Raw genomic sequence first — 23,197 nt, forward strand, 5'->3', positions numbered from 1 at the left:
CGCCGCTCACTGGCCGAGCCGCTGGAGAATATCGGGAATGTGCACCTGGTCGCCTTTGTAATTGCCGGTCAGCACATGCATGACGAGGTTGACGCCAAAGCGATAGGCCAGCTCCCGCTGGCGGTCGCCGCCCGGATAGACCGGATAGAGCGGCCGCCAGTCCTCCGAGAGCGCCCAGGCCGCGGCCCAGTCGTTGCGGCCGATGACGATGCTGGTGACGCCATCGCGGTTCGCCGCCGCGTTGGCCTCGATCCAGACCGGCGAGCCTTCCCAGCGGCCGGGAAATTCGCGCAGCAGGTAGAAGGCGCGGGTCAGCACATGGTCGGGCGGCACCGGCTCCAGCGGCGGGATGCGCATGCCGGCCAGCAACTGGCGCAGGCGCAGCATGCCGGGGCCGGTGTCGCCGCCGGCGTCCTGGTCGCGGGTGTCGAACAGGATCGTGCCGCCATGCTCCATGAAGGCCGACACCCGGTCGCGCGTGCGGGCGGAGAGCAGCGGTTGATCCGGCAGCACCGGCCAGTAGAGCAGCGGGAAGAACGCCAGTTCCGTGCTGTCGATGTCGACGGCGATGGGCGGGCCGGGCTCGACCGAGGTGCGGGCGGCCAGGATGTGGGAAAGTCCGGCAAGGCCGGCTTCGCTGGTCCGGTCCACCTCCGGATTGCCGGTGAGGACGTAGGCGAGATGGGTTTTGAGTGTCGCCTCCAGGGCCAGGTCGTCGGACGCGGCGGCGTTGCCGGCCGCCGCCAGCAGGGCGACCAGACCCGCTGCGGCCAGCGCCGCGAGCGCAGGAGCAACGCGCGTCGCCAGGCGCAGATGGCCCCGGAGCCAGAGCGAAGCCAGCGTGTCCAGGATCAGCAGAAGGGCCGCCGCCAGCAACAGCCAGGCGCCCAGATCCCGGCTGCGGTCCTGCCGGAAGCCGCGGACCTCGACGCCGCCGGGCCAGTCGGCGATGGCCCTGGGCGGTTCGGCGCCCAGGGCGGGGGCGAGATTCCAGGCGAACCGGTTGGTCTCGTCGCCGTAATAGCCGGGCGGATGCCGCGGCCCCAGCCGGGCGGCGGTTGCGGTGGGATGCGGCGGCAGCGGGCGCACCTCGGGCGAGGGCTCGTGCAGGCGCGCAAAGCCATCCAGCACCTGTCGCGGCGGCAGGGGCGCGTCTCCGGCCGCGACGCCGGACTGGCCGTGGCCCAGGCGGACCAGTCGGTCGAGCATTTGCAGGAACAGGCCGGAAAGCGGCAGGTCGGACCAGTCCGCCCCGGCGCCGACATGGAACAGCACGACCCAGCCCTTGCCGCGGGCCTCGGCCGTGACCAGCGGCGTGCCGTCGGCGAGCAGGGCCCAGGTCTTGCCGCGCAGGTCCGGCCCCGGCTCGGCCAGCACCTGACGGCTGACCGTCACCTCCTCCGGGACGGCGAGGCCGGCAAAGGGCGAGGTTTCCGGGAAGGGCGCCAGATGCTGCGGCACCTCCCAGCTGAGCGCGCCGCCGAGCGCGCGGCTGGCGGTGCGCAGGCGTACCGGCAACCACTCGTCCGGGTCTTCCGCCAGGCTCGGATCGGCGAAACGCAGCAGGACGCCGCCCGCATCGAGCCAGGTTTCGAGCGCCACCGCCGTCGCCTCGTCGGGCTCCAGGCGGGTGCGGGTGACGATCAGGCTCGGGCGCTGGTCCAGCAAGGCGGCCAGCGGTGCCTCGCGGAAGGTGGCGAGGTCGGCAAAGGCCGCGTGCAGATAGTGGTCCGGGTCCAGCAGCGGATGGCCGGCGCGGGTATCGCCGGCGGCGGCGATGCCGACCAGATGGCGTTGCCAGCGGTCGTCGAGCAGCACTGTCCCGGCCGCGCCGGCGCTGCCGGCCAGGCGCAACCGTCGGGCCTGGTTGAGCAATTCCCGGGGAAGGGTCCAGTCGGCGGTTGCCGTGGCAGAGCCGCCGGCGAAGGCCAGTTCGGTCTCGGCCAGCACCCGGCCGTCGGCCGCCACCGCCTGCACCTGCCGGCGCAGCGGCGCTTGCGGATCGGTGCGGACCGCGGACACGGTCAGGCCGTCCCCGGCGGTGTCCGGCTCCCGCAGCAACACGGTGGCGGCCGGCGGTGCGAACGCCACGAGGCGGCCGAGACGTTGCAGGCGCCGGGCGGCTTCGGCCCGGCCCATGGTCTCCACGCCGTCGCTGAGCCAGACCGCTTCGCCGGGGCCTTGCAACGCGGCGATGGCGGAGAGCAGGGCTTTGCGGTCGGTGGGCCAGGGATGGGGTGCGAGCGCGCCCGCAAAGGCCTTCCACGCCGTCGCGGGCCGGAAGGACACCGGCTCTGTCGGTTCCGCCCGTGCCGCGGTCGGCAGGATCGCGACCGGCCGGTCGGTCCGGTCGGCCGCGTCCAGCAGGTTGGCCAATGCGCGCTCCCGCGCGGGCCAGTCGGCGGCGGAGGCCCAGCCATTGTCGACCACGATCAACAGCGGCCCCTTGCCCTGCAATCCCTTTTGCGGCGCGAACACCGGGTCGGCCAGGGCCAGGATCACCAGGGCGGCCAGCAACAGGCGCAGGGCCAGCAACCACCAGGGCATGCGGGCACTGCTGTCCTCGCGGGCCACCAGCCCGGCCAGCAGGGCAATGGCCGGGAAGCGCTCGCGCCGCGGCGGCGGCGGTACCAGTCGCAACAGCCACCACAGCGCCGGCAGCGCCAGCAGCACGGCCAGAACCCAGGGTTGGGCAAAGCCGATCAGGCCCAGGTCAAGCATGGGCCACCCGCCGGTTCAGACCCAGCGTCTGGTAGAGCGACAGCAGCAGCGGCAGCGGTGCCTGGTCCGTGGCGTGATGTCGGAAGCGCCAGCCGCGGCGCTGACAGATCGCCTCCAGCCCGCGGCCATGGGCAGTGAAGCGCTCGCCATAAACGCGCGCGAGATCCTCGGCCCGGCGCAGGAGTTCCGGCGGCTCCCCCTCCAGGCCCTCGATCCGCAGGCGGCCGCGATAGGCAAAGCGCACCTCGCCCGGGTCGACGACCTGGACCAACTGGCCCCGTACCCCCGGTGCGGACAGTGCGGCGATGCGGCGGTCCCAGGCATCGAGCGGCGCCAGCGTGTCGCCGAACGCAAGGACGGTGGAAAAGCGCGGCAGCCGGGCCGTCGGCGGCAGGCTCGTGTCGGTGGCCGCGCCCGCCAGATGCTCCAGGAACCGGTCGAGCGCGTGCTGGCCGGTGCCCGCCGCGCGCGCGCCGGCCGCGGTCAGCACGCCGATGCGCTCGCCCGACCGGCAGAGCAGGGCCGCGGCGGCCATGGCCAGCACGGCGGCCCGGTCCTGTTTCGCCGGCCCATGCGGCCGGCTGCGATAGGCCATTGACGGCGAACGGTCGAGCCAGAACCAGAAGGTCTCGGCGGCCTGCCATTCCCGCTCGCGGAAATAGAGCCGGTCGCTGCGGGCGGAGCGGCGCCAGTCGATGCGGCGCACCGGGTCGCCGGGCCGGTAGGGGCGGAACTGCCAGAAACTGTCGCCGGGGCCGGGCCGGCGGCGGCCGTGGCTGCCGAGCGCGACCGTGGCCGCCACCCGCAAGGCCTGGATACGGAGGTCCGGCAGGCGGGCGGCCCAGGCCTCGGCTTCGTGTCGCTGCTGTTGGAGGGCGGTGGCGCTCACGGGAGGGGCTCAGGCGACGGCGCGCACGAGGTCGCCGATCACGTCTTCGGCGCTCACCCCGTCGGCGCGGGCGGTGTAGTTCAGGCCGATGCGGTGCCGCAGTGCCGGAGCGGCCAGCGCCACCACATCGTCCAGCGAGGGCGCATAGCGGCCTTGCAGCAGGGCGCGGGCGCGAATTGCCAGCATCAGCGCCTGGGCGGCGCGGGGGCCCGGCCCCCAGTCCAGATGGCGGGTGATGCGCTCGTCCGCCTCCGCCTCGCCGGGGCGGCCGGCGCGGACCAGACGCAGAATGCCCTCCAGCACCCGTTCGCCCACGGGCAGCTGGCGCACCAGATGCTGCGCGGCCAGCAACTCCGCCGGCGTCATCGCCGCGCTGGCGGTCGGGTCGGCGGTGCCGGTGGTCATGGTCAGGATTTTCGCCTCGGTCGCGCGGTCCGGATAGGGCACGCGGATGTCGAGCAGGAACCGGTCCAGCTGCGCCTCCGGCAGCGGGTAGGTGCCTTCCTGTTCGATCGGATTCTGGGTGGCGAGCACGGTGAAGGGGCTCGGCAGCGGCCGGTCGGCCCCGGCCACGGCCACGTGCCGCTCCTGCATCGCCTGCAACAGCGCCGACTGGGTGCGCGGGCTGGCGCGGTTGATCTCGTCGGCCATGAGCAACTGGGTGAAGATCGGCCCGGCCAGGAAGCGGAAATGGCGGCTGCCGTCTTCGGCGGTCTCCAGCACTTCCGAGCCCAGAATGTCGTCGGGCATCAGGTCCGGCGTGAACTGGATGCGCTTGGTCTCCAGGCCGAACACCACACCCAGCGTCTGGACCAGCCGGGTCTTGCCGAGACCGGGCACGCCGACCACCAGCGCGTGGCCGCCGGCCAGCAGCGCGATCAGAACCTGATCGATCACCTCGTCCTGGCCGAAAAAGACCTGGCCGATGGTCGCCCGGACCTCCGCCAGCCTGGTTCCCAGCGCGTTGACCGCGGCGACCGCGTCGTTTGCCATCGCAGCGTCCAATGTCTCGTTCATTCCGCGTCCCGTTTTGCTTGCGGCGGCCAACCCGCAGTATGCCCGTATCGCGCCGTGCTGGCGAGGGGCCAGCGCCCGCGATGACGCAAAGATGACCGCGGTTCCGGCCGGGGAATCGCGCTGTCGCCGCCAGGGTGCCTTCACGCCATGCGCCGACTCCCCTATATAGGAAGCCAATCGTTCCGCACGCAGAAGGGCGTTGGTATTGAGCGACTCGACTCCCGACCTGTCGATTCTGACCGAGGGCCTCGCCGCAAACAACGGCCCCGCGCGCCGGCCGTCGGGCCATGACCGGCCGTGCGTCGACTTCGGCATTCGCATCGCCAAGGACGGCACCTGGTATCACAACGGCCTGCCGTTCCGCCGTCCGGCTCTGGTCAAGCTGTTTTCCACCGTGATGACGCGCGCCGACAACGGCGACTATCTGCTGGCCACCCCGGTCGAGCGCGGCACGATCGAGGTGGAGGACGCCCCGTTCGTCGCCGTCGAAATGCGGGCGGAAGGCGAGGGGCGGGACCAGGTCCTGACCTTCCGCACCAATATCGACGAATGGGTGCGCGCCGACGCCGACCATCCGCTGTGGCTGGTCATCGACGAGGCGAATGCGGAACCCCGACCCTATCTCCTGGTCCGGCCGGGGCTGGAGGCGTTGATTGTGCGCTCGGTCTTCTATGATCTGGTCGAATTGGCCGAGGAACAGCCGGATGGTTCGCTGGCGGTCTGGTCGGGCGGGGCGTTGCACTCTTTGGGACAGGCAAGCGCGTGACGCGGGACCAGATCATCGAACGGCTCGCGGCCGGCGGCCTGCCGGTCGGGCCGGAGGCCACACGGGCGGCGAAGCAGGGCGAGCGCAGCGATTTCGACCTGCACCCGCACGGCCGGCCCGGCTATGTCGGCGAGCGGCGGCTGAAGCCGGCGGGCGTGCTGGTCGGCATCGTCAACCGCGCCGGCGGGCAGACCATCCTGCTGACCCAGCGCACCGCACACCTGAAGAAACACGCGGGCCAGATCAGCTTTCCCGGCGGCGGCTGGGAGGAGCAGGACCCGCACCTGGAAGCCACGGCGCTGCGCGAGACCGAGGAAGAGATCGGACTGCCGGCGGACCGTATCGAGGTGCTGGGCCAGCTCTCGCTTTACGAAACCTCGACCGCCTATGGCGTGACACCGGTGGTCGCCTGGGTCGAACCCCCGTTCCGGCTGAAAGCCGACCCGTTCGAGGTGGCGGAGGTGTTCGAGGTGCCGCTCGACTGGATTCTCGACCGGCGCAATCACCGGCAGGAAAGCCGCGTGCGCGACGGCCGCCGCCGCCACTATTATGTCCTGCCCTATGAGGGCCGGTTCATCTGGGGCGCCACCGCCGGCATGCTGGTCAATCTGGTCGACGTTCTGGTCGGCAAGGAGGGCTGAGCCGGCGATGCTGCGCAGCGTTCTGATGACCCTGCTGCCGCTGTTGCTGCCGCTCATCGTCTATTCGGCGTGGCGTCTGGTCTATGGCAATGAGCGGCTGCCGGATTGGGCGCAGCAGGTGCCCTGGGTGCCGCTGTTGAGCATCGGCATCGTGCTGGCGGCGCTGACGCTGGGGGCGTGGCGGTTGACATCGAATGTGCCGGCGGGCAGCGAATACGAACCGCCGCACATGGAGAACGGCAAACTCGTGCCGGGGACGTTCCGATGATAGCGCAGGCGCCGATCCTGGCGGACATGCCCGTCCGCACCATCAACCACATTCCCTGGATGGAAATTCCGGGCGTGCGCGCCGTGGTCTGGGCGTTGGGGCCGGAGCATGTGCGCTTTGTCGGCGGATGTGTGCGCGATTTCCTGCTGGGCCGGCCCAATCTCGACGTGGACATGGCGACGCCGTTGCCGCCGGACGAGACCATGCGCCGCCTCCACGCCGCCCATGTGCGCGTCAAGCCGATCGGCATCGAGCACGGCACCGTCGTCGCCCTGACCAGCACGGGCCAGTTCGAGATCACGACCCTGCGCCGGGACGTGGAGACCGACGGCCGGCGCGCCACCGTCGTCTTCACCACCGACTGGGTCGAGGACGCGCTGCGGCGCGACTTCACCATCAACGCCCTGTCGGTCGATCCCGAAGGCCGGCTGTTCGACCCGTGCGGCGGCCTGGCCGACCTGGAGGCCGGGCGCGTGCGCTTCATCGGCGACGCCGACGAACGCATTCGCGAGGATGTGCTGCGCCTGCTGCGGTTTTTCCGGTTCTCGGCCTGGTATGGCCGCGGTCCGATGGATGCGGCGGGGCTCGCGGCGTCCGCGCGGGCGGCGGCGCAACTCGACCGGCTGTCGGGCGAGCGGCTTTCGGCGGAACTCCACCGCCTGCTGGCCGCGCCGAACCCCGCCGCGGCGGTGGAGGCCATGGCGGCGCACGATCTGTTGCAGGCGCTGACGCCGGCGCAAATCCGGCCGCGGCCGCTGGCGGCCTTCGTCGCGCTGGAGGCTTCGCGGGGCCTGGCGCCGACGCCGGTGGCGCGACTGGCGGCGATGCTGCCCGCGTCCGCCGACGTCTATGCGGCTCTGGCGGAACGGTTGCGCTTCAGCCGCAAGGAGGCGCGGCGCCTGGAAGCGCTGGCGCGGCCGCTGCCGGCGCTGGGGGAGGACGAGGCCGACATCCGGCGGCGGCTGTATCGCACCGGCGACCGCGAACTCTACCGCCTGCGCGCACTGCTGGCTGCGGCCGACGGCGATCGCGGCGACCTCGACAAGCGCCTCGGCCTCGCCGATGGGTGGGCCTGGCCCAAATTCCCGATCGGCGGTCTTGACCTGGTGGAACTGGGGGTCGAGCCCGGGCCGCATCTGGGCGATATTCTGAACCTGGTCGAGGACTGGTGGGTGCGCCGGGATTTCGCCCCCGACCGCGACGCCTGCCTGGCCGCCATCCGGAAATCGCTGGCCGCCGATGCCTGAGCCTCTCCCCATCATGGCCAGCCGGGGTCGGTCGTGACCATGTCCGCTCCGAACGGGGTCGCTGCCGCGCTGCTGGCCGCAAACGAAGCCTTCTATGACGCGTTCGACAGCGGCGACATCGACGCGATGGCGGCGCTTTGGGCCGCGTCCCATCCGGTCGCCTGCCTGCATCCCGGGGCCGCGCCGATCATGGGGCGGGACGCGGTGCTCGCCAGTTGGCGCAGCATTCTTTCGGCTTCGACCCGGCCCGCAATCCAGTGCCTGCAACCGCAGGCGCTGGTGTTCGACGAAGCCGGACTGGTGGTCTGCGTCGAGGCGCTGGCGACCGGCCGCCTGATGGCCAGCAATCTGTTCGCGCTCGAACGCGGCGCCTGGCGCATGGTCCATCATCACAGCGGCCCGCTGAATGCGCCGCTGCCCGCCACCCCCGACGAACAGCGGACTTCCTAGAGGTTCGGCCCCGGACTGCGGGGCCGGCCTAGGCCTCGCGCAGATAGGGCAGCAGTTTCCGGATGGGGCGGGCGATACGGCGGGGCAGCAGCCCGACCAGATAGCGCTGGTCCGAGCGCGGCACGGCGATCAGCAGCACCGCCAGCGCCACCGGGCTGTAGGTCACGCAACCGAAGACGAACAATTCCAGCAGGTTCATGCCCGGCATTTGCTGGAGCAGCAGCCATACCGGCACCTGCAATGCGAGGCTGATGCCCATGATCCGTCCGATCTGGCCCAGATAGTGCCAGAGCGGAATCTCCAACTCGTTGCAGACATTGCGGGGTTTCAACAGGATCGCCACGGCCGCAACGGGCAGGGCGACGCCGAAGGCCACGCCGTTGATGCCAAACGGTATCGCCAGGGCGCAGGCCAGGGCGATAGTGGCGAGGGCGACGCCGAAGTCGAAATGGGCGAACCGGCGATGCTTTCCCAGCGCCGTCATCAACTGCAGCGCCGGGATCTGCGTGAGTTCGACCATCCACGCCACCATCAGGATCGCCAGCGGCCAATACGCGGCCCCATAGTCGCGTCCGATCCAGGCCAGGACGAAATCATGGCCGGCAACAAGCAGGCCGCCGCCGATAATGGACACGCCGAACGTCACGACGCGCGTGACCGTATAGAAACGCTGGCGCAGCAGGTTGGAATGGCCGGTCTGGGTGGCGATGGTGGTGAAGGCCGGCATGGCGAGGAAAATGCCCAGGCGGATCATGCGTTCCAGCCGGCTGACGACATTCAGGCCGATGGAGTAGATCGCCGTCGCCTGTACGCCGATCAGAGTCGATACGACGATGACGCTGGAATGCATCAGCGAGAATTTGGAAATGTTGGTCAGGAACACGAACCGTCCGAACTGCAACAATTCCTTGAAACATATCCAGGACACCAACGCCCATTCGTACCGCAATTCGGGAAACACCCGCCGTTGCAAATGCCAGACCGCCAGGCGATAGACGGTGTCGGTCGTGAAGGCGATGGTCGCAAGGCCGACAATGCCGTAGCCGGAACGCAGCGCCCAGTAGGATATGCCGACGCGTGCGGTCGCCCGTGTCAGCAACAGCAGGCTGCTCAGGTCCTGGCGCAAGGCCGCGGACAGGCTTCCCTCCAGGACATAGGTGGGGAAGGCTAGGGCTCCCGTGAGGCCGATCAGCAGTACGGTCCAGGACAGCGTTTCCCGCTCCTGCGGGTCGGCAATGGTGCGGTCGAGCACGATCAGTGTGCCGCAAACGACCAAAAGTGTGACGGCAGTCAACACCAGAAATGCCGTAATCGCGGTAGAGAACACGCGACGAGCGCCGGTGCTGTCGCCATCCGCCCGGAACTTGGAGAGAAAGCGGACGACGGTTTGCGACATCCCGAAGTCGAGGGCCTGATATTGCGTTACCACCGAGCCGATCAGCATCCAGATGCCGAACCAGTAATTGCCCAGTTCGCTTACGGCTATCGGAAAAATGGCCAGTGTTCCGATGGCGCTGACGAAGATTGCCAGCATTCGCATTCCTGCGCCACGCAGCACCAGCAGACCGACACGGGTTTGCTTGGGCAGGTCACTCTGGGACATGGATGGTCAGCTTTCCGAGGCAGGCGGCAACGGGGGGAAGTCGGTCAGAGTCTCTTACGCCGCAGTGCGCGCAAAAACGACGGGCTATGCGCGCGCAGGTGGTGGACTGCCTGCCTGCGGCGAGGCGCCTTTGACAGGTGGTGGCCATTTGCGGGGTACTGTGTTAGGCGATTGCGGGTGGCAAGGCGATGCCTTTTGGTTCATGTACACAATTCCTGCGATATGTCTTCGGTGTCGCGATGTGCCAAAGGTTGCGAAGAATGAATGGTAAACGATTGACGTTTAGTATAAAGATATGCCGTAGAGAACGGTATGGGGTGAGTGAATTTCGGGCGACCCCACCGTTGGCGAGAGACGCGGGAAAAGGCGACGGATGATGAAGGTGCATCTGGGTTTTCGATTGGTTGTGGCGGCCATGGCGGTCCTGTCGATTGCGGCGTGCAGCCAAACGCAACGAACCACGACGGCAGGGGTGCCGGCTGCGGTTGCGCCGGCGGACTATGTCATTGGGCCGCTGGATCAGGTGCAGGTCTTTGTCTGGCGCGCGCCGGACGTCTCCGTCACCGTGCCGGTGCGGCCGGACGGCAAGATCTCGACGCCGCTGGTCGAGGATATGCAGGCGGCCGGCAAGACGCCGACCCAGTTGGCCCGCGACCTGGAAGGCGCCTTGCGCACCTATATCCAGGATCCGGTGGTGACGGTCATCGTGCAGTCCTTCGTCGGCCCGTTCGACCAGCAGGTCCGGGTCGTCGGCGCGACGGAGCAGCCGGTCGCCGTGCCCTATCGCTCGCGGATGACCGTGCTGGATGTGATGGTGGCCGTGGGCGGGTTGACCGAATTCGCCGATGGCAACAATGCCATCCTGTTCCGCCGCGCCGGCGGGAAGGAGGAGTCGATCCCGGTTCGTCTGGATGATCTGCTGAAGGACGGCGATATCAGCGCCAACCAGCCAGTCGCGCCGGGAGACGTGATTTTGATACCGGAAAGCTGGCTGTAATTCCCGCTTTTGGCCACGGTCTTAAGCTTTCTGTGAGGAGAGCCCTGCGGTATGGGATCGACGACTGAGCTTCGCGCTCTCGTATTGTATTATTTGCACGGCCTGCTGGCGCGCCGTTGGACGATCCTGATCGTTGCCTGGATCGTTTGCGTCGCGGGATGGTTTGTGGTGGCCATGCTGCCGAACGTCTACACCTCGTCCGCCCGGATCTTTGTCGATACGCAAAGCCTGTTGCGCCCGTTGATGAAGGATCTGGCGGTCCAGCCGGATGTCGAACGCCAGGTCGATATGATGCGGCGCACGCTGCTGACCCGGCCCAATGTCGAGCAGATCGTGCGCAAGAGCGACCTCGACCTGACGGTGGCGACGCCGCTGGAACTGGATCGGTTGATCGACCGCCTTGCGAGGAACATCAATATCAAGGTCGAAGGGCCCAATCTCTTCCGGATCGAGTACAGCACCCGGACGCCGCAGCTGGCCCAGCGCGTCGTCGACACGACGTTGCAGATCTTCGTGGATATGAATCTGGGTGATGCGCAACAGGATATGGAATCGGCGCGCCGTTTCATCGACGAGCAGATCGCCGAGTACGAGAAGAAGCTGCGCAACTCGGAATTGCAGGTTGCGGAATTCAAGCGGTCGCACTCCGACCAGTTGAGCAACACCGAGCGGTTGCAGCGCGAACTCGACCGGGCGGAGCAGGAGATGAGCAACCTGCAATCGAGCCTGCAGTCCTCCACCTGGCAAATGGATCAGTTGCAGGTCCAGTTGTCGGGCACGCCGCAATATTCCGAGACGACCACGACGGCCGGCGGATCGCCCAGGGGGCAATTGCAGGCCCAGCTCGCACAGCAGAAAGCGGAGCTGGCGCGGTTGCAAGCGCAATACACCGACCGGCATCCGGATGTGATCGCGCAGCGCAATCTGGTGGCGCATACCGAACAATTGCTAAGCACCGCGTCCGGCGGATCGGTCAGTCGCATCAAGACCCAGAACCAAGCCTGGGGGCAGATCAAGGCGCAGGAGGAGCAGGTGACCCTGGCGATCAAGAGCATCAACGCTCGGATCGCCCAGCAGCAAAAGGTGATCGACGACCTGGTCCGGCGGGTCGGCCAAACGCCGGAGGCGGAGGCCGAACTGGTGCACCTGACCCGCGACCACGATGTGCTGTTGCGCCAGTACCAGCTTCTGATCGAGCGGCGCGAGTCGGCGCGGATGGCCGAGCGCATGGGCGCGGAGGCCGACAACGTCAAATTCCGCATTATCGATCCGCCGGTGGAGCCGACGGAGCCGAGTGGGCCGCCGCGCGTGCTGTTGATGGCTGCGGTCCTGTTGCTGGGGCTGGGGCTCGGCGGGGCCATCGCGTTCCTGCGCATTCTGCTGGTGGATGCCTTCGTGAACGCCAAGCAGTTGACGGAGACGTTGGGGCTGCCGGTCATCGGCACGCTGTCGGTGGCGCGAACCGCCATGGACGGGCCCCGGCGCGTGCTGGAGGTGACGTTGGCAGTCGCGGTCGTCGCGAGCCTGTTCTTGAGCTTCGGCGGGCTGAGTTATCTCTATACCGCCAATCCCGGCCAACCGGCGTTGCAGGGCGCCGTCAAAAATGCGGCTCAAGCCGTGATGCGGCGCTTTGGTCCGTCGCAATGATCAAATGACGGCCCCGACCTGAGGATTCGACGACCATGAGCCTGATCGAGAAGGCCGCCGAACGGTTCGAAAAGGAGCGCAGCGCACGGGCGCGCGGGCGGACGCCAACGCCGCATCCCGGCGCAGCCACTGTCCCGACCGGCGACGCATCCGCGGATGCGATGGCGACGGGCGGTGTGACCGACGTGCCGCCGGTCGCACCGCCGGTCGCGTCCGCACCGACGCCCACACCGACACCCGCACCGACGCCATCCGCCGGGGACGCCGGCGATGCGCCGCTGCCCCGCGGTCCGGTTGCGGAAAGTGCGGCCCGCCCCGCGTCGGGTTTTCCGGCGAGGCACAGCGAAGCCTCCGTCTCGCAGACCTTTCGGATCAATTTCAAGCAGATGGAAAAGCACGGCTTCGTCAGCCGTCCGTTTGGACGGGAGCGGCTGGCGAAGGATTTGCGCCTGATGAAGCACCGGTTGATGAACCGGATGAATTTTTTCAGCCTGGACGCGCATCGCAGCACGGGGCGCCAGCAGAACGTCATCATGGTGACCTCTTCGCTGGCGAGCGAGGGCAAGACCTTCACCGCGGCCAATCTTGCCATGTCCCTGGCGCTGGAAGACCGGGTCAGCGTGCTGCTGGTGGATGCCGACGTCATCCGCCCCTCGGTCCAGTCCATTTTCGGGCTGACCATGCGCGAAGGCCTGACGGACTATCTGCGCATGCGCGAGACCGACCTCTCGCCGTATCTGTGGCGGGCGGAAAATGCGCCCTTGTCGCTTCTTCTGGCGGGCAGCCCGGTGCAGGCGCCGCGGGAATTGTTCCGCAGCGATGAGATGTCCCGCTTCATTTTCGATGTCTCCAACCGCTATCGCGACCGATTGGTGATTTTCGACACGCCGCCCTTGCTGGTCACCGCGGAAGCGCCGGTGCTGTCCAATCACGCCGACCAGATCGTGATGGTGGTCCAGGCCGGCCGGACCCCTCAGACGACGGTGGAAGGGGCGCTGGAGTTGCTCCCGGCACACGACAATGTCAGCCTGGTGTTGAACCGGTGCAACGAATCCGAGCGCATGACCACACCGGATTACTACGGTTACGGGTATTATCAGGTGTCGGCCGAAATCGAAGACGCTAGGCCTCAGTCGTGACAGTCGACAACCGACATCGATTGTCCGCGCTCCGGGCCAGCCGCTATCCGGTGTCGGTGGCGGCCATGGCGGTTTCGCTCCTGGCCACCGCGCCGGCATGGGCGGTCGACTGGCAATTCAATCCGTATGTCAGCGAACAATTGTCGGTTTCGAACACGAGCGGACAGGGCGGCGGCTCCGGTTCCGACAATGGCGACGGTTTGGCGGCCCGTACCACGGTCGGCACCAATACCCGGGCGACCGGTCGCCGTCTGAAGCTGACCGCGGACGCCGCGTTGGCGATGGTCAATCGCACGGACGGGCGCACGGTCGACCTGGAGCAGAACCTGCACGGGCTGTCGACCCTGGAACTGGTTCCGAACCGGTTCCTGGTGGACGCGAATCTCTCGTCGACGCGAGAATTGGTTTCCACCACCAGCCCGGTCAGCGGCGCCGGTGCGGGCACCGACAACAACAACCGGACCAGCGTCACGTCCGTCAGCATCAGCCCGTACTGGCAGCAGCGCTACGGCCGCTGGGCGCAAAGCCTGGCCCGTTATCGCCACACCGAGGTGATCGGCAGCGGTGGCGACAGCAACGATTCCCGCAATGACAGCGTCGAACTGCAACTGGTGGCCGGCCACAAGCTTCAGCCCTGGCGGCCTGCGCTCACGGGCGAGTGGACGAATATCGACGAGCGCGGATCGGCCGGGTCGACCCCCAACGACCTGACGCGCTACTCCCTCGCGTTTTCCAACCAGCTTGGCCTGTCGCGCCGCTATTCGCTGACGGGGTCCATCGGTTACGACAATGTGGACGCGCCGACGCAGACCCGCGATCTGAGCGGCATCAGCTGGAGCATTGGCGCCATCGGCCGGCCGGGACCGCGGTCGTCGTTCGATTTGTCCTTCGGACAGCGGTATGGCGAGTGGGCGGTCAACGGCACGGCCTCCTATGCCCTGACCAGCCATTTGAGCATGCGTCTGTCGGCGAAGCAGAGTCTGGGCACCGGCCTGCAGGATTTCGTGAACGACAGCAACCTGGTGACCGTCGATCCGATCACGGGCGAGCTGGTGACGCCGGGGGGTACGCCGGTGGGCTTTCTCGACCGGGGCATCGACAACCAGATTTCCGTGAGCCAGTCGGTGGAGACGTCGCTGATCGGCGATTACGGGCGCAACCGGATCACCGTATCCAGCTATGTCGAACGGCGGAATTTCGATGTCGGCAACGAGGACCTCGTCCGGGTGCGCGGCGTGGTGACCCGCCGGCTCAGTCCGGACCTTTCGGCGACCTTGGCCTCCTTCTACCGCTACACCAAGCCCACCATCGAAGCGACGAGCCACACCGTCAACGCCCGCTTCGATCTCAACTACCGCCTGGGCCGCCGAACGACCGTGTTCGCCGGCTATTCCTATACCACCCGCCGGTCTTCGGACACGACGCTTGAGTACGACGAGCATGTCGCCAGTGTCGGCGGCAGGATATCGTTCTGATCATGATCGAAGAATTCTACGGGTTCTCCGCCCCGCCCTTCTCCCTCAGCCCCGACGCGCGGTTCTATTACGACAGTCCCGGGCACCGGCAGGCGCTGGCCTATCTGCAATTCGGGCTGCAACAGGGCGAAGGCTTCATCGTCATCACGGGCGAGATCGGGGCCGGCAAGTCGACCCTGATCAACCGCCTGCTGGGCGAGTTGGACCACAACGCGACCGAGGTCGCCTATATCACCACCAGCAATGTCAATCCCGACGACGTGCTGCGCCTGATCTGCAGCCGGTTTCAGCTGACGCCGGACGGTCCCGACAAGGCATCGCTGTTGCGCGCGCTGGAAGCCTATCTGGTGTATCAGCGCCGCATCGGCCGGCGGGTGCTGGTGATTGTCGACGAGGCGCAGAACCTGCCGAAAGGCACGATCGAGGAGCTGCGCATGCTCTCGAACACCAGTGTCGACGGCATGTCGGCGATCCAGTGTTTTCTGGTGGGCCAGCCGCAGTTCAAGGCGATCCTGTCCGATCCGGACATGGAGCAGTTGCGCCAGCGCGTGATCGCCTCCTATCACCTGGACAAGCTGAACCAGACCGAGACCAAGCGCTATATCCAGCACCGCATGCAAGTGGTGGGCTGGACGGGGCGGCCGGAATTCACCGACGACGCCGTGGTGGCGATCTTCCGCGCCACCGGCGGTGTGCCGCGGCGCATCAACAATGCGTGCAGCCGGTTGTTGATGCACGGCGCCCTCGAAGAACTCGAGGTGATCGATGCCGCCGCCGCCCAGGAAGTCTTGAGCGAGATGGGCACGGAAGTGGCGGAGGCCGCCAGCAGCCAGGGCACCGGCCTGTCGCTGGACGCCCGGCCCGCAGCGCCGACCGGTTCGCCGGCCCTGGCTCCGCAGGCCGTGGCGGAGTTGGCGGCCCGTCTGCAGTCGGTGGAGCGGAAGCTGACCGGCATCGAGCGGGCCCAGACCCAGATCGCGAAGCAACTGACCGACCTGCGCGCGCTGGAAGGCCGGGTCGAAGAGCTGGAAGCCCATGGCGGCGACGGCGGCGGCGCCGTGGCGGATGCCGCGGGCCTGAGCGGCGAGATCGACGCGTGCGCGGGCCGGTTGCAGGCGCTGGATCGGCAGATCGCCGAAGCGCTGGAAGCGTTGCCGCAAACCGATGCGAATGCCCTTCAGGGCCGCCTCGCCAGCCTGGAAGAGGCGATCCAAAGCCGTCTGCCGGCGAACGACGCCGGGCAGGGCGAGCAACTGGCGCAACTGGGTGGCGAGCTGCGCGTGCAGGGCGAAATCTTGCGGGATCTGATGACGGTGGCCATGTCCCTGCTGGGCCGTCCCGAAGCCGGCGAGGACGAGGCCATCAATCGGATCGCAAACTGACCGACGCGCGTTCGCGGCCCAGCAAAAGACCGGAGACAAGGTCGGAGGGCGGCGCGCGGGAGAGCATGGAATGACGAGTGTGGACAAAGCCATCACCAACGCCATGTCGGTGGACGTGGAGGACTATTACCAGGTCTGGGCGCTGTCCAGCGTGGTCCGGCGCGCGGACTGGCCGTCGTTTGAGAGCCGCGTCGAGGGCAGCACCTCCCGCATTCTCGACCTGTTCGACCAGGCCGGTGTCAAGGCGACCTTCTTCACGCTGGGCTGCGTCGCCGAACGGCATCCCGATCTGGTCCGCCGCATCGTGACCGCGGGCCATGAACTGGCCAGCCATGGTTTCTGGCACGACAAGGTGCACGACCTCAGCCGCAGCGGGTTTCTGGAGGATGTGCGCCGCACCCGCCTGCTGCTGGAGGATCTGGGCGGGATGGCGGTGCGGGGCTATCGCGCGCCCAGCTTCTCGATCAACGAGAACACGCCCTGGGCCTATGACGTGCTGGCGGAGGCCGGCTATGTCTACAGTTCCAGCCTGCACCCGATCGTCCACGACCATTACGGCCGGCCGGATGCGCCGCGCTTTCCCTATGTCGAGGCGAGCGGCATTCGCGAAATCCCGGTGGCGACGGTGGAATGGCGCGGCCGCCGCATCACCTGCGCCGGCGGCGGCTTTTTCCGCCTGCTGCCCTACGCCGCCTGGTTCCGGCCGCTGCTGCGTCGCCTGCATGCGCAGGATCGCCAGCCCGCGACCTTCTACTTCCATCCTTGGGAAATCGATGCCGGCCAGCCGCGGGTCAGGGGGCTGCCGGCGCGGTCGCGCCTGCGGCACTACACCAATCTGTCGAAAATGGAAGGCAAGCTGAGGCTGCTGCTCCGGGATTTCCATTGGGATCGCATGGATCGGGTCTATGCGCTGCCGGGCGCACCGGGGCCGGCCTAGCCGTTGTCCGCCCAAGCCCTGCATGGCCAACGAGGAGAGCCACGAACCGTGACCGTCCTGTCGAAGCATGCGCCCGATGCCGACCTGGCGACGCCTGCGGCCGGGCCGGCCAATGAGCCCGGCATTGCGGCCGCAATCGCCATTGCCCGTCTCGACGCGGCGGACGCCGCGGCCTGGGATGCCTTTGTCCTCCAGGAGCCGAGCGCCACGTTCTTCCACCGCGCCGGCTGGGCGCGTGTGATCCGCCGCGCCTATGGCTATGACACGCATTTCCTGATGGCGCGCCGCAATGGCGAGATCGTCGGCGTGCTGCCGCTGGTGCACCTGAAGACCCTGGCCTTCGGCCAGTCGCTGATTTCCATGGGCTTTTGCGTCTATGGCGGCATTGCCAGCAGCGACCCGCTGGCCATTGAAGCGCTGGCGGCGGAGGCGGCGCGCCTGGGCGAGCAACTGGGGGTCGGCTATGTGGAAATGCGCTCGGAACAGGCGCAGATTCCGGGCTGGCAGACCAAGTCGGACGTCTACGCCACCTTCCGGCGCGAATTGCACGATGACGACGACGCCAATCTGAAGGCGATCCCGCGCAAGAAGCGCGCCGACGTGCGCAAGGGCATCAAGAGCGACCTGACCGTCGACACCAGCGGCGATATCGACACCTTCCATGCCATCTATGCCGAGAGCGTGCGCAATCTCGGCACCCCGGTGTTCTCGAAGCGCTATATCCGCACCATCGCCGAGGAGTTCGGCGACGATTGCGAGATTTCGGTGGTGCACGGGCCGCAAGGTCCGGTGGCGGCGCTGGCCTCGTTTTTCTTCCGCGACCAGGTGCTGCCCTATTATGGCGGCGGCACCTTTGCCGCCCGGCCGCTGCACGCCTATGACCAGCTTTACTGGACCTTGATGGGGCGGGCGGTCCGCCGCGGTGCCAGGGTGTTCGACTTCGGCCGCTCGAAATACGGCACCGGCGCGTTCGACTACAAGACCTATTGGGGGTTCGAGCCGACGCCGCTCCGCTACCAGTATCATCTGGTCAAGGCGTCGGAGGTGCCGGACATCAACCCGCTCAACCCGAAATACAGGCTGTTCGTTGCGATGTGGCAGAAACTGCCGCTTCCCGTCGCCAACCGGGTCGGCCCCTGGGTCGCCCGGCAGTTGGGGTAGACGCGCCGTGGAACCGCTCCTCTTCCTCGCCCATCGCATCCCCTATCCGCCGGACAAGGGCGACAAGATCCGCTCGTGGAACATTCTGCGCCATCTGGCGCAGCATTATGCCGTTCACCTCGGCACCTTCATCGACGCCGAAGAGGACTGGCAGCACACGGGCCTGCTGGAGGATCTCTGCGCCAGCTGCCATTTCGAGCGTCTGGACCCGACCGCGGCCAAGCTGAAAAGCCTGAAAGGGTTTCTGAGCGGCGAGGCGCTGAACTTTCCCTATTACGAAAGCCGGGGGCTGGCCCGCTGGGTCGACCGGATCCTGGCCGCCGAACGGCCGGTGCTGGGCTTCGGCTTTTCCGGGCAGGTGGCGCCCTTCCTGCTACGCGAGAGTGCCCGCGACCTGCCCACCATCGTCGATTTCGTCGATGTCGACAGCGACAAGTGGGCCCAATACGCCCGTGGCAAGTCCTTCCCCATGTCGTGGGTCTATGGCCGCGAGGCGCGGAAACTGGCCGTGGCCGAGGCCCGCATCGCCGGCGCGGTCGGCGCCAGCCTGTTCGTGTCCGAGGCCGAGGCCGCCCTGTTCCGCCAGCGCTCCGGCCTGGGCGAGGACCGGGTGTTCGGCGTGCGCAACGGTGTCGATCTCGACTGGTTCACCGCCGAGGCCGAGCTGCCGAACCCCTATGCCGCCGACCATGGCGACGCGCCGATCCTGACCTTTGCCGGCGCCATGGACTACTGGGCCAATGTCGATGCCGTGCAGTGGTTCGCGGACGCCGTGCTGCCGGCGGTGCTGGCCGTGCACCCGCGCGCCCAGTTCGTCATCTGCGGCGCCCGCCCGACGGCGGAGGTGCAGGCGCTCGGCGCACGGCCGAACGTGACGGTGACCGGGCGGGTCGAGGACATCCGCCCCTATGTGCGCCACGCCAGCCTCAGCGTCGCCTCGCTGCGCATCGCCCGGGGCATTCAGAACAAGGTGCTGGAAGCGATGGCGCTCGCCCGTCCGGTGGTGTGCACGCCGCAGGCGCTCGAAGGCATCGAGGCCGTTCCCGGCGTCGAACTGGCGCTGGCGGACGGTGCGGAGGCGTTCGCCGCCACCGTGCTCGACCTGCTGGCGACACCGGTGCGGGCCGAGACCATGGGCGCGGAGGCGCGCCGGCGCATGGTGGAGGCCTATGGCTGGCCCGCCCAGATGGCGGTGCTGGATTCGATTATCGCGCGGGTCCGTCCGCTCCGGGATGAGGCTCCGCAAACGCAGGAGACCGCCGCGTGACTGCGACCGAGACTGCCACCGGCCACGAGACGCCATCCGGTTCGCCGCTGTTGCGCGTGGGGTTGGTCTATGCCGGGCTCTGCGTCCTCTGCATCCTGGTGTTTTACGACACCGCCGACTCGCTGGTTCGGGTGTGGTGGGGAACGCCGACCTTCAATCACGGCTTCTTCGTCGCCCCGATGGCGGCCTATCTGATCTGGATGCGACGGCATACGCTGGTCGGTGTGCCGATCCGGCAGGAATGGCTGGCGCTGCCGTTGATCGTGCTCGCGGGCCTGGTCTGGCTGGTGGGCTATGCCGGCGACGTGCGCTTGCTCCAGCATGCGGGCTTTGTCGGCATTCTGATCGCCATGGCCGGCGGGCTGGTCGGGCGGCACATGCTGCGGCTGATCTGGTTCCCGATTGCGTTCCTGGCCTTCATGGTGCCGGCGGGCGACCAGCTGGTGCCGCGGTTGCAGGACATCACCGCTGACTTCTCCGTTACCCTGCTGGGCTGGGTCAACATCCCCGTCTGGCGCGACGGCGTCTTTCTGCAAATCCCGAACGGCATGTTCGAGGTGGCGGAGGCCTGCGCCGGCATCCGCTTCCTGATCGCCAATGTGGTGGTGGCCTTCGTCTTCGCCTATCTCGCCTACAGCAAGTGGTGGAAATGGGTCATTTTCATTGCCATCAGCATCGCGGTGCCGATTTTCGCCAATGGCGTGCGCGCGTTCGGCATCATCTATATCGCCCATGTCACCGACAACGAATACGCCGTCGGCGTCGACCATCTGGTCTATGGCTGGGGGTTCTTCACCGTCATCATGTTGCTGTGCCTGTTCATCGGCAATCTGTTCGCCGACCGGCGCATCGGCGATTTCGAGCCGGACCCGCGGGCGGCGAGCCGACCGGTGCCCGCATGGAACTGGCCGTTCGTGGCCGCGGCCGCGGCGCTGATGGCGCTGGGGCCGGCCTATGCGGCCGTCATCATCGACAGCGGCTCCTGGCAGGGCCAGACCACACTGCAGCCGCCAACCGTCGCCGGCCCCTGGCAGCCGGGCGGCGAGCTGCAACCGCCATGGAAGCCGGTCTTCCGCGGGGCCTCCGCCGAACTGCTCCAGACCTATCGCGACGGTTCGGACCAGGTCAGCCTGTTCATCGCCTATTATCCGGCCCAGGGCCAGGGCCGGGAGGTGATCTATCACGCCAACCGCATGGCCGATGACGAGACCTGGAAACGGCTCGAAACCCGCCGCATCGGCCTGACGATCGACGGTGCGCCGATGCAGGTGCGGCTGGAGCGGATGAAGGGCCATGGCGGGGCGACCCGGGTGGCCGCCTACTGGTACTGGATCGCCGGCCGGTTCACGGCCGATCCGGTGCAGGCGAAGCTCTACCAGATCGCCGGCGCCCTCTCCCACGGCAACAAGGCGGCGGCGGCCGTCGCCGTCACGATGCTGCAGCCCGTGGACGCCGACGGTCTGGAACCGTTGCGCGACACCATCCAGCGTTTCCTGGATGCAACGCCGAACCTGAACGCCTATCTCCGCCGGCAGGCCGGCGCCCACTAGGCGATCGGCCGCCCCGTCCGAACCAGAAGAGCACCGGCCCATGTGCGGTATCGCAGGATTGTTCGACCTTGCCGGCCTCCGCCCGGTGGACCCGGCGCGGCTGGGCCGCATGAACGCCGCCCTGGTCCATCGCGGGCCGGACGGGGAGGGGACCCATCTGGCGCCGGGCATCGGCCTGGGGCACCGGCGGCTGGCGATCATCGACCTGCACACCGGCCAGCAGCCCATGGCCGACGCGCAGCAGCGATTGCAGATCGTCTACAACGGCGAAATCTACAACTACCGCGCCCTGCGCCGGGAATTGGAGGCCAAGGGCCACCCGTTCCTGACCCAGTCGGATACCGAGGCGATCCTGCAAGGCTATCACGCCTGGGGCGCGGACGGGCTGACCCGCCTGAACGGCATGTTCGCCATCGCCCTCTGGGATCAGGCGGCCGACACGCTGTTGCTGGCCCGCGACCGCATGGGCGAGAAGCCGCTTTACTACAGCGTCACCGCCGATGGCTGGCTGTTGTTCGCCTCGGAGATCACCGCGGTGCTGGTGGGGCTGGAGGCGGAGCCGCCGCTGCGGCCCGATGCGGTGGCGGATTATTTCGCCTATGGCTATGTGCCGGACCCGAAGACGATCTATCAGGGCGTGTTCAAGCTGGAGCCGGGGCAGAAACTCGAACTCTGCCGCGGCATGGACGCGGCGGCGGTGGTGCCGGAACCCTACTGGCGGCTGAGCGCCGCCGCCGGCCCGGCCCTTAGCGCCGAAGAGGCGCAGGAGGAGTTGGCGGAGCGTCTGGCCGCCGTGGTGCGCGAGCGCATGGTCTCGGACGTGCCGCTGGGGGCGTTCCTCTCCGGCGGCGTCGATTCCAGCGGCATCGTCGCGCTGATGGCCGGGGCCTCGGAGACGCCGGTGCGCACCTGCGCCATGGGCTTTCCCGACCCGAAATACGACGAAACCGCCTACGCCCAGATGGTCGCCGAGCGCTATGGCACCGACCATTACCGCGAGGTGGTGGAGCTGGAAGCGGTCGACCTGGTGGGGCGGCTGGCGCTGGCCTATGGCGAGCCGTTTGCGGACCCGTCGGCGCTGCCGACCTTCCGGGTTTCGAAGCTGGCGCGCAGCCGGGTGACGGTGGCGCTGTCGGGCGATGGCGGCGACGAGGCGTTTGCCGGCTATCGCCGCTACCCCTTCCATATGCGCGAGGAGGCGGTGAAGGCGCGCCTGCCGGCCGGGTTGCGCCGGCTGGTGTTCGGGCCGCTGGCCCGGGCCTATCCGCGCGCGGCCTGGGCGCCGCGCATGTTCCGGGCCAAGGCGACGTTCGAGGCGCTGTCGCGCGACCGCGCCGGCGGCTATTTCCGCGCCATCACCGTGCTGCCGGAGGAATTGCGGGCGCGGCTGCTGAGCGGCGATCTCGCGGCCTCGCTGCGGGATTACGACCCGGTCTCGGTCATCCGCCGCCATGCCGAGGCGGCCGACAGCGACGACGCGCTGCGGGTGGCGCAGTATGTGGACATGAAAACCTGGCTGGCCGGGCGCATGCTGGTGAAGGTCGACCGGGCGGCGATGGCGAACTCGCTGGAAGTGCGCCCGCCGCTGCTCGACCCGGACCTGGTGCAATGGGCGATCGGCCTGCCGGACCGGCTGAAGGTCAACGGCTTCGAGGGCAAGTGGATCCTGAAGCGGACCTTGGAGCCGCTATTGCCGCGGGAATTGCTCTACCGCACCAAGCAGGGTTTCTCCATGCCGCTGGCCGGCTGGCTGCGCGGCGGGCTGGAGCCGCGGATCGAGGCCCTGGTGGCCAGCAACGGCCGGCTGGCGACCAGCGGCCTGTTCGACATGGGCTTCGTCGCCCGCCTCGCCGCCGATCACCGCACCGGCCGCGCCGACAACTCCCAGGTGCTCTGGGCGCTGATCATGTTCGAGGCGTTTCTGGCCAAACCCTGGCAGCACCGGGGCGCGGCCTCGGCGGCGGTTGCGGCGTGATCGGGGTGGCGGTTGCCGCCTGATCCGGGCGGGCGAGGCGTCCTTGCACCCCGGACGGTGCGGAG

19 protein-coding genes are annotated in these 23,197 nt (G+C 68.1%); 15 read left to right on the forward strand and 4 right to left on the reverse strand.

Annotated features, from left to right (window positions below):
• Positions 1 to 6: 6 nt before the first annotated feature.
• Genes H6844_07200 through H6844_07210 form a run of 3 tightly spaced genes read right to left on the reverse strand, consistent with a single transcriptional unit; the run spans position 7 to position 4,603 of the window.
• Complete coding sequence (locus H6844_07200) at positions 7 to 2,721, reverse strand: DUF4159 domain-containing protein (GenBank protein MCB9929182.1); 2,715 nt, start codon at positions 2,719 to 2,721, stop codon at positions 7 to 9.
• The gene (locus tag H6844_07205) at positions 2,714 to 3,610 is read right to left on the reverse strand and encodes a DUF58 domain-containing protein (GenBank protein MCB9929183.1); all 897 of its coding nucleotides are present in this window, start codon (positions 3,608 to 3,610) and stop codon (positions 2,714 to 2,716) included. Before H6844_07205 ends, H6844_07200 begins: the two co-directional genes overlap by 8 nt.
• A 9-nt stretch (positions 3,611 to 3,619) precedes the next feature.
• Positions 3,620 to 4,603 carry a MoxR family ATPase gene (locus tag H6844_07210; GenBank protein MCB9929184.1) on the reverse strand — a complete coding sequence of 328 codons (984 nt, stop codon included), beginning with the start codon at positions 4,601 to 4,603 and terminating at the stop codon, positions 3,620 to 3,622.
• A gap of 229 nt (positions 4,604 to 4,832) precedes the next feature.
• Between H6844_07210 and H6844_07215 the strand changes: the two genes are divergently transcribed.
• Genes H6844_07215 through H6844_07235 form a run of 5 tightly spaced genes read left to right on the forward strand, consistent with a single transcriptional unit; the run spans position 4,833 to position 7,999 of the window.
• Positions 4,833 to 5,393, forward strand: coding sequence for a DUF1285 domain-containing protein (locus tag H6844_07215; protein MCB9929185.1), 561 nt, complete (start codon positions 4,833 to 4,835; stop codon positions 5,391 to 5,393).
• 38 nt (positions 5,394 to 5,431) lie between these two features.
• Positions 5,432 to 6,034: a CoA pyrophosphatase gene (locus H6844_07220; protein ID MCB9929186.1), complete on the forward strand. Its 603-nt coding sequence runs from the start codon at positions 5,432 to 5,434 to the stop codon at positions 6,032 to 6,034.
• A gap of 7 nt (positions 6,035 to 6,041) precedes the next feature.
• Positions 6,042 to 6,302 carry a hypothetical protein gene (locus H6844_07225; GenBank protein MCB9929187.1) on the forward strand — a complete coding sequence of 87 codons (261 nt, stop codon included), beginning with the start codon at positions 6,042 to 6,044 and terminating at the stop codon, positions 6,300 to 6,302.
• Positions 6,303 to 6,328: 26 nt separating this feature from the next.
• Complete coding sequence (locus H6844_07230; GenBank protein ID MCB9929188.1) at positions 6,329 to 7,549, forward strand: CCA tRNA nucleotidyltransferase; 1,221 nt, start codon at positions 6,329 to 6,331, stop codon at positions 7,547 to 7,549.
• Positions 7,550 to 7,588: 39 nt separating this feature from the next.
• Complete coding sequence (locus H6844_07235) at positions 7,589 to 7,999, forward strand: nuclear transport factor 2 family protein (GenBank protein MCB9929189.1); 411 nt, start codon at positions 7,589 to 7,591, stop codon at positions 7,997 to 7,999.
• A 28-nt stretch (positions 8,000 to 8,027) separates the two neighbouring features.
• Here the strand turns inward: H6844_07235 and H6844_07240 are convergent, their stop codons facing one another.
• Positions 8,028 to 9,533 (reverse strand): oligosaccharide flippase family protein, encoded by a 1,506-nt coding sequence (locus H6844_07240; GenBank protein ID MCB9929190.1) that lies wholly within the window; start codon positions 9,531 to 9,533, stop codon positions 8,028 to 8,030.
• Positions 9,534 to 9,975: 442 nt separating this feature from the next.
• On the opposite strand from H6844_07240, the gene H6844_07245 reads away from it, so the two are divergent.
• The 10 genes from H6844_07245 to H6844_07290 all read left to right on the forward strand — a co-directional run bounded on the left by H6844_07245 (position 9,976) and on the right by H6844_07290 (position 23,132).
• Positions 9,976 to 10,599 (forward strand): polysaccharide biosynthesis/export family protein, encoded by a 624-nt coding sequence (locus tag H6844_07245; protein ID MCB9929191.1) that lies wholly within the window; start codon positions 9,976 to 9,978, stop codon positions 10,597 to 10,599.
• Positions 10,600 to 10,650: 51 nt separating this feature from the next.
• Positions 10,651 to 12,246: a hypothetical protein gene (locus H6844_07250; protein MCB9929192.1), complete on the forward strand. Its 1,596-nt coding sequence runs from the start codon at positions 10,651 to 10,653 to the stop codon at positions 12,244 to 12,246.
• Between the two features lie 35 nt (positions 12,247 to 12,281).
• Positions 12,282 to 13,385 (forward strand): P-loop NTPase, encoded by a 1,104-nt coding sequence (locus H6844_07255; protein MCB9929193.1) that lies wholly within the window; start codon positions 12,282 to 12,284, stop codon positions 13,383 to 13,385.
• 65 nt (positions 13,386 to 13,450) lie between these two features.
• Complete coding sequence (locus H6844_07260) at positions 13,451 to 14,860, forward strand: TIGR03016 family PEP-CTERM system-associated outer membrane protein (protein MCB9929194.1); 1,410 nt, start codon at positions 13,451 to 13,453, stop codon at positions 14,858 to 14,860.
• Between the two features lie 2 nt (positions 14,861 to 14,862).
• A complete protein-coding gene (locus tag H6844_07265) occupies positions 14,863 to 16,242 on the forward strand; it encodes an AAA family ATPase (GenBank protein ID MCB9929195.1) in 1,380 nt (459 codons plus the stop codon).
• Positions 16,243 to 16,312: 70 nt separating this feature from the next.
• Positions 16,313 to 17,179 carry a DUF3473 domain-containing protein gene (locus tag H6844_07270; GenBank protein MCB9929196.1) on the forward strand — a complete coding sequence of 289 codons (867 nt, stop codon included), beginning with the start codon at positions 16,313 to 16,315 and terminating at the stop codon, positions 17,177 to 17,179.
• A 123-nt stretch (positions 17,180 to 17,302) separates the two neighbouring features.
• Positions 17,303 to 18,340, forward strand: a complete 1,038-nt coding sequence (locus tag H6844_07275; protein ID MCB9929197.1) for a FemAB family PEP-CTERM system-associated protein — start codon at positions 17,303 to 17,305, stop codon at positions 18,338 to 18,340.
• A 7-nt stretch (positions 18,341 to 18,347) separates the two neighbouring features.
• Positions 18,348 to 19,607 (forward strand): TIGR03087 family PEP-CTERM/XrtA system glycosyltransferase, encoded by a 1,260-nt coding sequence (locus H6844_07280; GenBank protein ID MCB9929198.1) that lies wholly within the window; start codon positions 18,348 to 18,350, stop codon positions 19,605 to 19,607.
• Positions 19,604 to 21,157 (forward strand): exosortase A, encoded by a 1,554-nt coding sequence (xrtA, locus tag H6844_07285; protein ID MCB9929199.1) that lies wholly within the window; start codon positions 19,604 to 19,606, stop codon positions 21,155 to 21,157. The genes H6844_07280 and xrtA overlap by 4 nt, the downstream gene beginning before the upstream one ends.
• 40 nt (positions 21,158 to 21,197) lie before the next feature.
• A complete protein-coding gene (locus tag H6844_07290) occupies positions 21,198 to 23,132 on the forward strand; it encodes an amidotransferase 1, exosortase A system-associated (protein MCB9929200.1) in 1,935 nt (644 codons plus the stop codon).
• The last annotated feature ends 65 nt before the right edge of the window (positions 23,133 to 23,197 follow it).

This window comes from Alphaproteobacteria bacterium, assembly GCA_020638555.1.
Lineage (GTDB): Bacteria > Pseudomonadota > Alphaproteobacteria > Bin95 > Bin95 > JACKII01.